Consider the following 14,414-nt stretch of genomic DNA (forward strand, 5'->3'; position numbering starts at 1 on the left):
TCGCCGGTCAGGCGTTTTCGTATCGGCGTGCCGCGAGCGCGTTACTTGCCGACGCCGGACTTCGCGATCTGCTGCTCGACGTACTGCGCGAACAGCGCATGCAGGCGCGTCGTCGGGTGCACGGTATCGGCGAACATGTAGGTCTGGTCCGCGTTCGGGACCGTGTAGGTCTGCGGCGAGCAGAACAGCGACGAGCCGAACGCGGTCGCGTTCGCGACGCCGTACTGCGTGGCCGCCTGGACCATCGCCTTCAGGTTGCACGCGGTGTCGGTGTTCTTCACGCTGAAGCCGTTCGCCTGGTAGTTGGCCGCGATGCCGTCCTGCCACGTGAACGTATCGACCAACGCGTACTTGGTCGGATCGACCTGCAGCGCGGCGAGCGTGCCGGCCAGCGTCTGGTTGAAGAGGCCCGACAGTTGCGTGAACGCGGCCTGCGTGCCGCCTTGCAGCGCAAGCGGCGTGCCGCCGATGTCCGGCACGTTCGACACGAACACGTGCGTCGCGCCGGCCGCGACGATCTGCTGGACGAGGCCGCCGAGCTGCTGCGCGGCGAGGCCGATCGCCTGCGCGGCCGCCAGTTGCGCGGCCGGCGTGTTGCCTTGCGCCTGCGCGACCTGCGCCTGATAGAAGATGTCGTTCGCGCCGCCGTTGATCAGCACGATCTGGCCGGCGTTGAAGCTGCCGTGCTGCGCCAGGTACTGCTTGACCTGATCGGCGATCGGCGTGGTGGTGGCCTGCGCATAGTCGGGGTTCGGCACGCTGGCGTCCGCATGGCCGATGCCGGGCTGCAGCGTCACGCGCGAGCCGCCCTGCGCGTAGCCGAGGCCGCCGGTCGCCTGCAACGGGATGCCGAAGCCGCCCTGGTTCGCCGGCTGCAGCGTGTCGCCGTAGTACTGCGCGACGTTCTGCGTCCACACCTGGCCGGGGTTGGTCGTGAAGCGGCCGCCGCCGAAGCCGAGCTTGATCTGCGAGTAGGTGCCGACGTCCGACAGGCTGTCGCCGAACGACACGACCTGCATTTTCACGCCGGACGGCGGCGTGTTCGATGCGCTGCTGCTGTTGTCGTCGCCGCCGCCGCAGGCGGCGAGCAGCGCGAGCGCGGCGCCCGCGATCGCGACCTGGGCGGTGCGCAGCAGGCGTTGACGGTTGCGCGACGGAGTGGATTGTCGTGACTGCATCGATGGATCTCCTCGTAGATATGGCCCGATGTGTTGTGCATCTGCCGTGTGCCCGCTCAGGTTCGGGCGGCACGGCGGCCGTTGGCTGAAGCGGTTTATTGGTCGCGCACGGCCGCAAGCGGCACGGTGCGCGGATCATGGTTTGCGGCCTCGGCGATCTGCGCATGATAAGCGCTCGCCCATTCGGGCGGGCCGAAAATCGCGCGCAGCCGGTTGCGCCATCCGTGTACGCGCAACGCGTCGGCCGCCATCGACACCCACTCGTGAAACGTCGCGACGAGCGGGTTGTTCGAGCCGAGCGGCTCGACGATTCCGTATTGCGGCGGATCGTCGGCCGATTCGTCGACGTAGCTGCCGAACAGGCGATCCCAGATCACCAGCACACCTGCGTAATTGCGGTCGATGTAGCGCGGGTTGCGCGCGTGGTGCGCGCGATGGATCGACGGCGTGTTCAGCACGTATTCGAGCCAGCCGAGCTTGCCGATCGCCTGCGTATGGACGAAGAACTGGAACGCGAGGTTGATCAGCACGATGCCGACGATCTGCTGCGGCGGAAAGCCGACGAACGCGAGCGGCAGCCAGAACACCCACATGCCCGCGACCGGATACATCAGGCTCTGGCGGAACGCGGTCGAGAAGTTCATCCGTTCGGACGAGTGATGCACGACGTGCGCGGCCCACAGCCAGCGCACGCGGTGGCTCGCGCGATGGAACACGTAGTAGAGGAAGTCCTGGCCGACGAACAGCACGGCGAACGACAGCCAGCCGTCGTGCCAGGTGAACAGCCGGAAATGTGCGTAGCAGTACGCATAAACGGGGATCACGAACAACCATGCGAGCTTGTCGGCGCCCTGGTGCATCAGCGCGAGCGCCGCGTTGCACAGCGTGTCACGCCACGCATAGACGTGGTCCTGTGCGCGCGTGCGGGCGAGGTGCCAGGCTTCCCACGCGATGCACAGCAGGAAGACGGGCGCCAGCGCGAGCAGAAGCAATTCGACGTCGAATCGCATGGGCGTGTCTCCTCCTTTCCCCTGCAGGCCGTCAGGCCGGGCACGTGGCCCGTTGTAGATATCGTCAGGCCAACAGCCTACGCAATCGCCACGCGCTAGGCGAGGGGGCAGCGTAGAGGGTTCCCTCAGAGGACAGGGTTTCTACGGAAGCCGCGCCACGCGGGGCCGGGCGGTGTGGCACCGTTTTGCCGGCACGGCGTGCGGGCGGTGCGCGGCGTGCCTGTGGCCGTGGCCGTTTCAAACCGAGGCCGGTGCTTTCGACGGTCGCGCGGAGGATGCGGGATGGGGTTATTGGCGGGCGAGGGTGAGGCGTGTCGCAGCGCGCTTTCGTACGTGGCGGCTAGTGCGGCACTAGCGCGTGCAGCGGGCGCCGGTAGGCAACAGCAGGCAGCACGAAGCACGCGTCAGAGGGAGCACTCAGGTAGCAGAAAGAGGACACCGGCAGCCATCGGTAGCCGCCGGCTGACACCACATGCCGCCAGCCGCCCATGCAGCGCCGCAGGCCGAGCAACGGATCAACGGAGCAGGCCGCAGCTCAACCGAACCCAAGCTACAGCACCGCCCCGCATGACACCGTCAATGCGCGCCCGCGTAGATCCATTCGAGCAGCGTATCGTGCGCGGCGCGCGCGGCTTCCGCGTGCTCGTCGTTGATGAAGCTCACGACGACGTAGCTCTGTCCGTCGGCGCCCGCGACGTAGCCGGCAATCGCGCGCACGTCGCGCAGCGTGCCGGTCTTGATGTGGGCATTGCCGAGCACGCCCGCGTTGGTGAGCCGGTTCTTCATCGTGCCGTCGATGCCGGCGATCGGCAGCGAATCGACGAACGTCTGCGCGACCGGGCTCGCGTTCGCGGCCTGCAGCAGCGCGGCGAGCGACAGCGCGCTCACGTGCTCGTCGCGCGACAGCCCCGAGCCGTTCTCCAGTTCCAGCTCGGGCATCGCGATTCCGCTCCTCTGCAGGAACGCGTGAATCGCACGGCTCGACTGCTCGGGCGTCGCGGGCGGCTTGCCGGCCACCGCGCCGATCGTGAGGAACAGGTTGCGCGCCATCACGTTGTTGCTGAACTTGTTGATGTCGTACACGATGCTGCCGAGCACGGGGCTGTGGTGCACGGCGAGCGGCCGCGCGGTGTTCGGCACCTTGCCTTCGTCGACCGGGCCCGCGATCGTGCCGCCGTCCTGCTGCCACAGCGCGAGGAAGCCGCGCGCGAAGAACGCCGTGTGGTCGAGGATCGCGAGATTGGTCGTGTGCGCGCCGCAGCGCAGCGGATAGTCGCCGGAGAACGACGCGGTCATGATCCCGCCCGCCGTGCCCGCGCCCGACAGCGTCGGGCGTGCGGCCGCGGCCGCCGCGCCGCACGATCCGCCGCCCTCGACGAGCTGGTTGTCGATCGACAGGTTCGCGAGCGGCGGCAGCACGTCGACGGCCACCTTGCCGTCGTCGCCCGGCGTGACCGTGAACGACACGGCCTTGAACGCGTACAGCAGCGGATCGGGGCCGACGTTGTACGGCGCGCTCACGTCGTCGTCGAACGACGGCAGGTCGCGCGTCGACGCCGCGAAATAGCTCTTGTCGAGCACGAGGCGGCCGGCCACGCGCCGCACGCCGGCCTTGCGGATCTTGTCGACGAGGTCGATCAGCTCTTCGGGCACGAGCTTCGGGTCGCCGGTGCCCTTGATGTACAGGTTGCCCTGCAGCGTGCCGTCCGGGTCGATCGGCCCGTCCGCGTACGCGGTGGTGCGCCAGCGGTAGTCGGGGCCGAGGATCGACAGGCCGGAGAACGTCGTGACCAGCTTCATCGTCGACGCCGGCAGCATCGGCCGGCTGCCGTTCCACGCGATCAGCGGCTCGGGGTCGCCGACGCGCTCGACGACGACGCTGATCGCGGATGCCGGCACGTTCGCGCGCTGCAGCGCGACCAGCACGGACGCCGGCAGGCCGGCCGCGCGCGCGGCGGGCGACACGACGACGGTCTTGCGTGCGTCCTTGTGGAGTTTCTTGCGGGCATGCGCGGGCGGCGCGAACGCAAGCGCGGTGCAGGCGGCGACGACGGCGGCCGTGCGCGCACACAGACGGGTGCGGCTGACGAACCGGGCGGACAGAGCGGAAATCGGCATGGGCGAATACGGGAAAGACACGAGGCTTCGAGCGGGGGCGCGCGGCGCCGGAGCGCACATTGTAGAGACAAGTGCGCATGCGCCACACGCGTGTCGCCTTACTGTTGCATTGCAGACGGCGCAAGCGAGCCGCGGCGCTACAATGGTCGCCATGTTTCACTCGTCCCATGGGTTCCGGTTCCGATGCGCATTCTGCTTGTTGAAGACGACCGCATGATCGCCGACGGCGTGCGCAAGGCGCTGCGCGCCGATGGCTTCGCGGTCGACTGGGTGCAGGACGGCGACGCGGCGCTCACGGCGCTCGGCGGCGAGACGTACGACCTGCTGCTGCTCGACCTGGGCCTGCCCAAGCGCGACGGCATCGACGTGCTGCGCACGCTGCGCGCGCGCGGCCTGGCGCTGCCGGTGCTGATCGTCACCGCGCGCGATGCGGTCGCCGATCGCGTGAAGGGCCTCGACGCGGGCGCCGACGACTACCTCGTCAAGCCGTTCGATCTCGACGAACTCGGCGCGCGCATGCGCGCGCTGATCCGCCGCCAGGCCGGCCGCAGCGAATCGCTGATTCGCCATGGCCCGCTCACGCTCGATCCGGCGTCTCACCAGGTGACGCTCGACGGCGCGCCCGTCGCGCTGTCCGCGCGGGAATTCGCGCTGCTCGAGGCGCTGCTCGTGCGGCCCGGCGCGGTGCTGTCGAAAAGCCAGCTCGAGGAGAAGATGTACGGCTGGGGCGAAGAGATCGGCAGCAACACGGTCGAGGTCTACATCCATGCGTTGCGCAAGAAGCTCGGCTCGGACCTGATCCGCAACGTGCGCGGCCTCGGCTACATGGTCGTCAAGGAAAGCTGACGCGTGAGGTCGATTCGTCATCAATTGCTGATCTGGCTGCTCGCGATCGTCGTCGCGGGCGTGGGCAGTGCCGGCTGGCTGATCTACCGGCAGGCGCTCGCCGAAGCGAACGAGCTGTTCGACTACCAGCTGCAGGAAATCGCGGCGGCGCTGCCGTCCGAACCGTTCTCGCAGGTGTTCGGCTCGCGCACCAACGGCGACGAAGGCATCGTGATCCAGATCTGGAATCGCAACGGCGTGCTGATGTACTTCTCGCATCCGCGCGCGCCGATCGCGCCGCGCGCGGAGCTCGGCTTCTCGACCGAGCGCACCGATCGCGGCGAATGGCGCGTGTACGGCGCGATCGTCGGCGACAACGTCGTGCAGCTCGCGCAGCCGCTGTCGGTGCGCAACCGGCTCGCCGCGAACGTCGCGCTGCGCACGCTGTGGCCGCTGATCGTGCTGTTGCCGTTCCTCGGTGCGGCGGTCTGGATGATCGTCGGGCGCGGCCTCGCGCCGCTCGGCCGCGTGACGCGCGCGGTGGAGGCGCGCCGCCCGGAAGCGCTCGATCCGCTGCCCGACGCGGGGCTGCCGCTCGAGGTGCAGCCGCTGGTGCGCGCGCTGAACGGGCTGCTCGCGCGGCTGTCGGCCGCGCTCGACACGCAGAAGGCGTTCGTCGCCGATGCCGCGCACGAGCTGCGCACGCCGCTCGCCGCCGTGCAGATCCAGGCGCAGCTCGTCGCGCGCGCGAAGGACGATGCGGCGCGCCGCGAGGCGGTCGCCGATCTGCAGGACGGCGTCACGCGCGCGACGCGCCTGACCGAACAGCTGCTCGCGCTCGCCCGCGCGGAGCCCGACGGCGCGTCGGTGCGCGAGCCGATCGACCTGCACGCGCTGCTGGCCGAATGCGTGGCCGCGCACGCGCCGCTCGCGCAGCGGCGCGGCATCGACCTCGGCTTCGAGGAGGCGTGTGCGGCGACCGTCGTCGCGGACGTCGGCGCATTGCGCGTGATGTTCGGCAACCTGCTCGACAACGCGGTGAAGTACACGCCCGACGGCGGGCGCATCGACGTGTCGCTGACGCACGACGCGGCCGGCCGCGCATGCGTGCAGATCGCCGACAGCGGCCCCGGCATCCCGGCCGAGGAGCGCGAGCGCGTGTTCGACCGCTTCTATCGCGACAGCTCGGCGCGCGCGCGGGCGGACGTGTCGGGCAGCGGGCTCGGGCTCGCGATCGTCAAGCGCGTCGCGGCGCAGCAGCGCGCGACGGTGTCGCTCGGCGATGCGGCCGCCGGCGGCCTGCTCGTGAGCGTCGTGTTCCGCGAGGCCGACACGGGGGCGCAGGCACGGTCGGCATCTGCGTAACCGTTCTCGCGCGGGGCTGCTTAAGCCCCGCTTAAGGGCGATTAAGCCTCCTTTAAGTCAGGGTCGTTACGCTGCGACCTAACAACGAGGAGGTCTCACGATGAACACCCGATTCCTTGCGCGTGGCGCCGTTGCGGTCGCCGTTGCTGCTGCGCTGTCCGCCGGCTACGTCGCGGGCACCCGCCATGCCGATCCGCAGATCATCACGCCCGCGCAGGCCGCCGCGCTGATGCCGGCCGAGGCCGCGGCCAAGACCGGCATTCCCGATTTCTCCGGGCTGGTCGAAACCTACGGCCCGGCGGTCGTGAACATCAGCGCGAAGCACGTGGTCAAGCAGGTGTCGCGTCGCGTGCAGCAGCCGCAGCTGCCGATGGATCCGAGCGACCCGTTCTACCAGTTCTTCAAGCACTTCTACGGCCAGGTGCCGGGCATGGGCGGCGACGCGCAGCCGGACGACCAGCCGAGCGCGAGCCTCGGCTCCGGGTTCATCGTCAGCCCCGACGGCTACATCCTCACCAACGCGCACGTGATCGACGGCGCGAACGTCGTCACCGTCAAGCTGACCGACAAGCGCGAGTACAAGGCGAAGGTCGTCGGCTCCGACAAGCAGTCCGACGTCGCGGTGCTGAAGATCGACGCGAGCGGCCTGCCGACCGTGAAGATCGGCGACCCGGCGCGCAGCAAGGTCGGCCAGTGGGTCGTCGCGATCGGTTCGCCGTACGGCTTCGACAACACGGTCACGTCCGGCATCATCAGCGCGAAGTCGCGCGCGCTGCCGGACGAGAACTACACGCCGTTCATCCAGACCGACGTGCCGGTCAACCCCGGCAACTCGGGCGGCCCGCTGTTCAACCTGCAGGGTGAAGTGATCGGTATCAACTCGATGATCTATTCGCAGACGGGCGGCTTCCAGGGCCTGTCGTTCGCGATCCCGATCAACGAGGCGATCAAGGTCAAGGACGAACTGGTGAAGACGGGCCACGTGAGCCGCGGCCGCCTCGGCGTCGCCGTGCAGGGGCTGAACCAGACGCTCGCAAGCTCGTTCGGGCTGCCGAAGCCGGACGGCGCGCTGGTCAGCTCGGTCGATCCGAGCGGCCCGGCCGCGAAGGCCGGCCTGCAACCGGGCGACGTGATCCTCGCGGTCAACGGTTCGCCGGTGGCCGATTCGACGTCGCTGCCCGCGCAGATCGCGAGCCTGAAGCCCGGCTCGCAGGCCGACTTGCAGATCTGGCGCGACAAGTCGAAGAAGTCGATCAGCGTGACGCTCGGCGCGATGACCGATGCGAAGCTGGCGTCGAACGACGGCGGCCCCGTCGAGCAGGGGCGCCTCGGCGTCGCGGTGCGGCCGCTGACGCCGCAGGAGCGCAGCGCGACGAACCTGTCGCACGGGCTGATGGTGCAGCAGGCGGGCGGCCCCGCGGCCAGCGCGGGCATCCAGCCGGGCGACGTGATCCTCGCGGTGAACGGCCGGCCGGTCACGAACCCCGAGCAGTTGCGCGACGCCGTCAAGGGAGCGGGCAACAGTCTTGCTCTGCTGATCCAGCGCGATAATGCACAGATCTTCGTGCCGGTCGATCTGAGCTGACCGGCGGCGGCCGCCTCAGGCCGGCTCGACCGGTCTGGGCGGGCGTCGCCGGGTGTCCGGCGTCGTCGGCACCCGTGATGCAGTGTTCCGACCCGAAAGGAGAGAGCCATGCAACATCTACGCAACGTATCCCGATTCGCGGTGGCCGTCGCGCTGGCCGCGGGCGTCGCCGTCGCGGCGCCCGGCGCCTACGCGCAGTCGGACGGTTTGCCGGAGGCGAGCCAGCAGGGCGATGTCAGCTATGTGTCGGGCGGCATCGGCAAGGATCAGTCGACGGCCTTCGAGCACAACGAATCGGCGTGGCCGCTCGCGCTGCGCTTCACCGGCAAGGGCGGCGAATATCTGGCCGACGTCCATGTGCGGATCGTCGACGCGAAGGGCGCCGAGGTGCTGAGGACCGACGCGCGCGGGCCGTACATGCTTGTGAAGCTGCCGCCGGGGCGCTACACCGTCCATGCGTCGTACCAGGGCAGCGACGAATCGCGCGCGGTCACGGTGGGCGCGAAGGGCGGCACGAAGGCGGCGTTCCAGTGGAGCGCGCAGTAGCGCGGCGGCCCCGTCGCGGGGCGCGCAATCGGACCGAGTTTCGCCGATAATGAAAGCCACGGCCGCGTGCCGTGGCTTTTTCGTTTCCTGCGCCCGGCCTCGATGCCGCGGCCGCCCGGAGGAACAACGATGTCCGATGCCGCCGACCGTCGCCTCGAAATCGTGCCGAACCGCCATCGCGTGCGCGTGATTCACCGCGGCATCACCTATGCCGATTCGCTCGGCGCGCTGACGGTGCGCGAGACCGGTGCGCCGGACACCCATTACCTGCCGCGCGGCGACGTCAACATGCATCGGCTGGTGAAGTCGAGCGTCACGACGGCCTGCCCGCTGCGCGGCCTGGCCGTGTATTTCGATCTGCAGACAGAAGACGGCGTGATCCGCAGCGCCGCATGGAGTTACGAGGAACCAGGGGAGACGGCGTTCGCGCTCGCGCACTACGTCGCCTTCGATGTCGCACGGATCGACAGTCTCGTCGAGACGTCCTGATGCGACGTGTGGTCATCGGGGAGGCATCATGGAACTGAACGACACGTTACGCGTTCCGCTCGCGCCGGCGGTCGTGCGGGACGCGCTCGAGGATCTCGCGTTGCTGCGCGCGAGCTTCGACCATTGCGAATCGTTCGCGAAGCTCGCGCACGGCGAGTTCGCGCTGACGATCACGGTGCCGCTCGGCCCGCTGCGCGCGCGCTACGACGTGCGCGCGCATTCGGCCGGCCAGCAGGACGACGCGCGGCGCGTGATCAGCTTCAAGGCGCGGGCCGATGGACTCGGCGCGCTGCGCGGGCAGGTCGAGCTCGCGCTGCTGCCGGGCGACGACGCAACCACGACGCAGATCGACTACGTGGTGTGGGCGACCGCCAGCGGGCCGCTCGCCGAGCTGCCGGGCCGGCAGATCGAGCGCGCGCTGCACCAGTGGACCGACGATTTCTTCCGCGAATTCGGTGCGGTCGTGCAGGCCAAGCATGGCCTCGTGCCGAACCGTGCGGCGTCGAGCGCGCCGCGTCGCCAGCATGTGTTCCTGCGGCCCGCGTCGCTGATGGCCGCCGCGAAGCGGCCGCTGCCGCATCTCGGCGGCGCGCTGAGCGGCCGCGCGGCCAGTGCGGTGCAACCGCGCGCATCGGGGCCGCTGCCCTTGTGGGCGTGGGCCGCGATCATCCTGTTCGTTGCGGTGCTGTTGTACGCGGCGCGCTGGATCAACGGCGCCTGAGCCGTTGCGTCGCAGGGAGCGTGGGCTGCGCGCCGGCAGCCCGGCGCTCAGGCCGCGCGATGACCGCGACTTTTCCCCTCCGTCATATGCACGTCCGCGCCGTTCAACGACGGCCGCTTCAAGACGGTGCTCGACGCCGCGGCGCGGCGCTACGACATCGTCATCGTCGATCCCGCGCCGATCCTCGCGCTGCACGATGCGGCGAGCATCGGCCGCCGCGGCACGACACTGCTGCTGTGGCTCGGTGTGCCGGGCTTCACCGTGCACGCAGGGCGGCTGACGATCGACGAACCTAACCCCGGCGAAACCGTGTCCGCAGCCGCGGCGCTTTTGGGCGATCGGCCCTACCGCCGCCCGCCGGGCGCCGCGCCGCGAAATTCCCGCCGATAGGCCGACGGCGACGTGCCGAGCGTGCCCGCGAAATGCTGGCGCAACGACACGCTCGACCCGTAGCCGGCCGCCTGCGCGATTGCGTCGATCGATTGTCCGGTGGTTTCCAGCAGATGCTGCGCGTGGGTGAGCCGTTCGGCGTGCAGCCACGCCGTGACGGTCGTCCCCGTGGCCTGACGGAAGCGGCGCGTGAAGGTGCGCCGGCTCATCAGCACGCGCGCCGCGAGCGAATCGACGCTGTGCGCGACGTCGAGATGCGCGCGCACCCAGTCGAGCAGTTCCGCGAGCCGCGCGTCGCGCGGATGCGCGGCGACCGGTTGCGGCACGTATTGCGCCTGGCCGCCCTGGCGATGCGGCGGGATCACGAGCCGGCGCGCGATGCGGTTCGCCGCGTCGGCGCCGAAGCGTTGCCGCACGACGTGCAGGCAGCAGTCGAGCCCCGCCGCCGTGCCGGCCGACGTCATCAGGTTGCCGTCGTCGACGTACAGCACGTCGGGGTCGAGCTTCACGCGCGGAAAGCGCCGCGCAAAATCGTCGGCCCAGGCCCAGTGCGTGGTGGCCGGGCGCTCGTCGAGCAGACCCGCGGCGGCGAGCACGTACGCGCCCAGACACAGCCCGACGACCTGCGCGCCGCGCGCGGCGGCCGCGCGGACGGCGTCGACCAGCACGTCGGGCGGCGCTTCATCGGGGTCGCGCCATGCGGGCACGATGACGATGTCGGCGTCGGCGAGCGCGTCGAGACCGTGCGGCGCGGTGATCGTGAAGCCGCCGGTGGTCGCGAGCGGGCCGCGCTCGGCCGAACACACGCGGAAATCGAATACGGGCGTCGCGGCGGCATCGCGCTCGTTGCCGAACACGACGGACGGCACCGACAGGTGAAACGGGCTGATGCCGTCGTACGCGATCACGGCGACGACGGTCGGGGCGAGGGCGGCGGGCGACGCGGCGGCGGGCATGACGGGCTCCGGAATGGCGATGGCCCGATTCTATCGAAGAATGGCAAACGGGCCACTGTCCGGCCGCGCGGCGCGACCCGACAATGCCTCGCATCGCGTCGCTGGCCGCTCCGCTCCGGAGCAGCGCGGCGCGGCCGATTTTGGAGCTTCCCATGTCGAACGCCACGCCGTCGTCCCCGTCGTCAGTCGTTTCCCGCCGTGCCCTCATCGTGATCGACGTGCAGAACGAATACGTGAGCGGCAATCTGCCGATCGAGTATCCGCCGCTCGACGTGTCGCTGCCGAACATCGGCCGGGCGATCGACGCCGCGCATGCGGCCGGCGTGCCGGTGATCGTGGTCCAGCACGTCGCGCCGGCCGGCGCGACGATCTTCGCGCCCGGCACCGACGGCGTCGCGCTTCACCCGGTCGTGGCCGAGCGTCCGTATGCGCATCTGATCGTGAAGGCGCAGGCCAGCGCGTTCGCCGCGACCGACCTCGCCGCATGGCTCGACGCGCGCGGCATCGACACGCTCGCGGTCGTCGGCTACATGACGCACAACTGCAATGCGGCGACCGTCCTGCACGCGGCGCACGCGGGGCTCGGCGTCGAGTACCTCGCCGATGCGACCGGCGCGTTGCCGTACGAGAACGAAGCGGGGGCGGCGAGCGCCGAGGAGATACACCGTGCGTACACGGTCGTGTTCCAGTCGAATTTCGCGGCGGTGATGTCGACCGACGCGTGGATCGCGGGCCTGGGCGGCGCGGCGATGCCTGCGCACGATTCGGTGGCGGCGTCGAACCGGCGGGCGCGGGCGCGGCGCGCGCAGGCGGCCTGAGCGGATGGGGTAGTTGAAAAGTCGATCGGACGGCGCGGTGCGCTCGCGATCGATTCAATCGCAGCACATGATGGGGCGATGAACCGCGCCGTCCCCGCGCCCCCCCGTCATCCCCCCGTCTTCAGCATCGCCGGGCTATAACGCATCATGTCGAAGCAGCCGTCGACCAGCTGCTCCGCGTGCTGTTCGGCGTCGATCTCGTCGGGCAGCATCAGCATGTCGCGCACGAAGCCGCTGACGAGCGTATGCAGCATCAGCGTCGCGCGCCACGTGTCGAGCCGCTCGGGCAGCAGCTTGAGCTGCACGGCGAGCGCGAGATCGGCGTCGAGCGCGTGCAGCGCCTCGCTCATGCCCGCGCGATTGCGCTGCAGCAGGGGCTCCAGGTCGGCCACGTATTCGCACTTCATGAACAGGATGCTGAACACGCGCCGCAACTGCGGATCGCGCTGCACGCCCAGCAGGCACCAGATCAGGATCTTGCGGATCTTTTCCAGCGGATCGGCGCCCGGCGCATCGGGCGGCATCCGCTTCAGCTCGTCGATCGGCAGGAACACGCGGTCGAACATCGCGTCGAACAACTCGCTCTTGTTGGCGAAATGCCAGTAGATCGCGCCGCGCGTGACGCCGGCGTGCTGGGCGATGTCCGCGAGCGACGTGTGCGACACGCCTTTCTCGAAGAATACGTGTTCGGCGGCGTCGAGAATGCGGTTGCGCGTCTCGAGTGCCTCCTCCTTGGTGCGTCTGACCATGTGCAGGCCTGAATGGATCGATCGTAGGTGTGAATATGGAGGCTGCAACCCCCCGTTGCCGCTGCGGCGGCCGCCATGCTCACAATTCGTAATGTTTCGTAAGACTCAGCATGCGTGACGAGCGTAGGGGCTTTTTTACATACATCCGTGAATGTATATACAATACCACCCTACGATCGAATGACCCAAGGGGCAATCAGTTAATATCCCACTCTGCTGATTCCCGCCAAAGTACCAGGCCGCATTGCGGCATCGCGTCGGCCCGGAAGCCTCGTGCCGACGTACCGTATCCAGTAGTCCAGTAGTCCCGTAATTCAGGTGTTCGATCAGCGCCGCAAGGCGCATCCGTGTGACGCTCGGTCCGGGCGCCGCACTCATTCCAATGGTTATACACAGAGGTCGCTCCATGCGCGTCGAACGGGTTCCATACCGCTTACTCACTGTCGCGACGGCCGCCGTTTTCCTGGCCGCGTGCGGGAAAAAAGAATCGGCACCGCCGCCGCAAACGCCGGAAGTCGGCGTCGTCACCGTCCAACCGCAAGCCGTACCGATCTACACCGAACTGCCGGGCCGCACCAGTGCGTTCCTCGTCGCGCAGGTCCGCGCGCGGGTCGACGGCATCGTGCTGCGCCGTGAATTCGTCGAAGGCAGCGACGTGAAGGCCGGCCAGCGCCTCTACAAGATCGATCCGGCGCCGTATCTCGCGCAACTGAACAGCGCGAAGGCGACGCTCGCGAAGGCGCAGGCGAACCTCGTCACGCAGAACGCGCTGGTCGCGCGCTACAAGGTGCTGGTGGCCGCCAACGCGGTCAGCAAGCAGGACTACGACAACGCGGTGGCCACGCAGGGCCAGGCCGCGGCCGACGTCGCAGCCGGCAAGGCAGCGGTCGAAACCGCGCAGATCAACCTCGGCTATACGGACGTCGTGTCGCCGATCAGCGGCCGCGTCGGCATCTCGCAGGTGACGCCGGGCGCTTACGTGCAGGCGAGCCAGGCGACGCTGATGTCGACGGTGCAGCAGCTCGATCCGGTCTACGTCGACCTGACGCAATCGAGCCTCGAGGGGCTGAAGCTGCGCCAGGACGTGCAGAGCGGCCGCCTGAAGACGAGCGGCCCCGGCGCGGCGAAGGTGTCGCTGATCCTCGAGGACGGCAAGACCTACCCGGTGCCCGGCAAGCTGCAGTTCTCCGACGTGACGGTCGACCAGACGACTGGCTCGGTCACGATCCGCGCGGTGTTCCCGAACCCGAACCGCGTGCTGCTGCCGGGCATGTTCGTGCGCGCCCGCATCGAGGAAGGCGTGAACGAGAACGCGTTCCTGGTGCCGCAGATCGGCGTCACGCACGACCAGAAGGGCCAGGCGATCGCGATGGTGGTGAACGCGAGCAACAAGGTCGAGCCGCGTCCGCTGAAGACGACCGGCATGAACGGTCAGAACTGGATCGTCGAAGGCGGGCTGAACGCGGGCGACCGCGTGATCGTCCAGGGCGGCGACAAGGCGCGTCCGGGCACGACGGTGAAGACGGTCGCCGCGCAGCTGCCGGCAGCCGATGCCGCATCGGGTGCAGCCGCATCCGCCGCGCCGGCCGCCGCCGGTTCCGGTGCCGCAGCCGCGTCGGGCGCCGCGCCGGCCAGCGCCGCCGCTGCGTCGAGCGCGCAATAAC

General features: G+C 69.4%; 14 protein-coding genes. 9 read left to right on the forward strand and 5 right to left on the reverse strand.

Annotation, left to right across the window (positions count from 1 at the left end; all coding sequences use genetic code 11):
- Window positions 1–41: 41 nt before the first annotated feature.
- From AK36_RS16335 to dacB, 3 genes are all read right to left on the reverse strand, one after another.
- Complete coding sequence (locus tag AK36_RS16335; RefSeq protein ID WP_045578822.1) at window positions 42–1,178, reverse strand: SGNH/GDSL hydrolase family protein; 1,137 nt, start codon at window positions 1,176–1,178, stop codon at window positions 42–44.
- A 95-nt stretch (window positions 1,179–1,273) separates the two neighbouring features.
- Window positions 1,274–2,188: a sterol desaturase family protein gene (locus AK36_RS16340; protein ID WP_011885902.1), complete on the reverse strand. Its 915-nt coding sequence runs from the start codon at window positions 2,186–2,188 to the stop codon at window positions 1,274–1,276.
- A 576-nt stretch (window positions 2,189–2,764) separates the two neighbouring features.
- Window positions 2,765–4,306 (reverse strand): D-alanyl-D-alanine carboxypeptidase/D-alanyl-D-alanine endopeptidase, encoded by a 1,542-nt coding sequence (gene dacB, locus AK36_RS16345; RefSeq protein ID WP_045578823.1) that lies wholly within the window; start codon window positions 4,304–4,306, stop codon window positions 2,765–2,767.
- Window positions 4,307–4,489: 183 nt separating this feature from the next.
- Between dacB and AK36_RS16350 the strand changes: the two genes are divergently transcribed.
- The 7 genes from AK36_RS16350 (at window position 4,490) to AK36_RS16380 (ending at window position 10,227) form a co-directional block, all read left to right on the forward strand.
- Window positions 4,490–5,152: a response regulator gene (locus tag AK36_RS16350; RefSeq protein WP_011885900.1), complete on the forward strand. Its 663-nt coding sequence runs from the start codon at window positions 4,490–4,492 to the stop codon at window positions 5,150–5,152.
- Window positions 5,153–5,155: 3 nt separating this feature from the next.
- Window positions 5,156–6,496, forward strand: a complete 1,341-nt coding sequence (locus tag AK36_RS16355) for an ATP-binding protein (protein ID WP_045578824.1) — start codon at window positions 5,156–5,158, stop codon at window positions 6,494–6,496.
- A 100-nt stretch (window positions 6,497–6,596) separates the two neighbouring features.
- Entirely contained in the window at window positions 6,597–8,081 is a 1,485-nt protein-coding gene (locus AK36_RS16360) for a DegQ family serine endoprotease (protein WP_011885898.1), read from the forward strand.
- Between the two features lie 108 nt (window positions 8,082–8,189).
- The gene (locus AK36_RS16365; RefSeq protein ID WP_011885897.1) at window positions 8,190–8,627 is read left to right on the forward strand and encodes a carboxypeptidase-like regulatory domain-containing protein; all 438 of its coding nucleotides are present in this window, start codon (window positions 8,190–8,192) and stop codon (window positions 8,625–8,627) included.
- A gap of 129 nt (window positions 8,628–8,756) precedes the next feature.
- Complete coding sequence (locus AK36_RS16370; protein ID WP_011885896.1) at window positions 8,757–9,116, forward strand: DUF427 domain-containing protein; 360 nt, start codon at window positions 8,757–8,759, stop codon at window positions 9,114–9,116.
- A gap of 28 nt (window positions 9,117–9,144) precedes the next feature.
- Window positions 9,145–9,837 carry an SRPBCC family protein gene (locus AK36_RS16375; protein ID WP_045578825.1) on the forward strand — a complete coding sequence of 231 codons (693 nt, stop codon included), beginning with the start codon at window positions 9,145–9,147 and terminating at the stop codon, window positions 9,835–9,837.
- A gap of 126 nt (window positions 9,838–9,963) precedes the next feature.
- Window positions 9,964–10,227: a tyrosine-protein kinase Wzc gene (locus AK36_RS16380; RefSeq protein WP_014723560.1), complete on the forward strand. Its 264-nt coding sequence runs from the start codon at window positions 9,964–9,966 to the stop codon at window positions 10,225–10,227.
- On the opposite strand, the gene AK36_RS16385 is transcribed toward AK36_RS16380, so the two are convergent.
- On the reverse strand, window positions 10,182–11,183 hold the full coding sequence (locus AK36_RS16385) for a helix-turn-helix domain-containing protein (protein WP_011885893.1): 1,002 nt from the start codon (window positions 11,181–11,183) through the stop codon (window positions 10,182–10,184). The two genes, AK36_RS16380 and AK36_RS16385, sit on opposite strands and share 46 nt — an antisense overlap.
- A gap of 152 nt (window positions 11,184–11,335) precedes the next feature.
- Between AK36_RS16385 and AK36_RS16390 the strand changes: the two genes are divergently transcribed.
- Window positions 11,336–12,001 carry a cysteine hydrolase family protein gene (locus tag AK36_RS16390; RefSeq protein ID WP_045578826.1) on the forward strand — a complete coding sequence of 222 codons (666 nt, stop codon included), beginning with the start codon at window positions 11,336–11,338 and terminating at the stop codon, window positions 11,999–12,001.
- A 107-nt stretch (window positions 12,002–12,108) separates the two neighbouring features.
- Here AK36_RS16390 and AK36_RS16395 read toward each other — a convergent pair whose 3' ends face one another.
- A complete protein-coding gene (locus AK36_RS16395; RefSeq protein WP_011885891.1) occupies window positions 12,109–12,750 on the reverse strand; it encodes a TetR family transcriptional regulator in 642 nt (213 codons plus the stop codon).
- Between the two features lie 406 nt (window positions 12,751–13,156).
- Between AK36_RS16395 and AK36_RS16400 the strand changes: the two genes are divergently transcribed.
- A complete protein-coding gene (locus AK36_RS16400; protein ID WP_011885890.1) occupies window positions 13,157–14,413 on the forward strand; it encodes an efflux RND transporter periplasmic adaptor subunit in 1,257 nt (418 codons plus the stop codon).
- Window position 14,414: the final 1 nt, after the last annotated feature.

This window comes from Burkholderia vietnamiensis LMG 10929 (assembly GCF_000959445.1).
Lineage (GTDB): Bacteria > Pseudomonadota > Gammaproteobacteria > Burkholderiales > Burkholderiaceae > Burkholderia > Burkholderia vietnamiensis.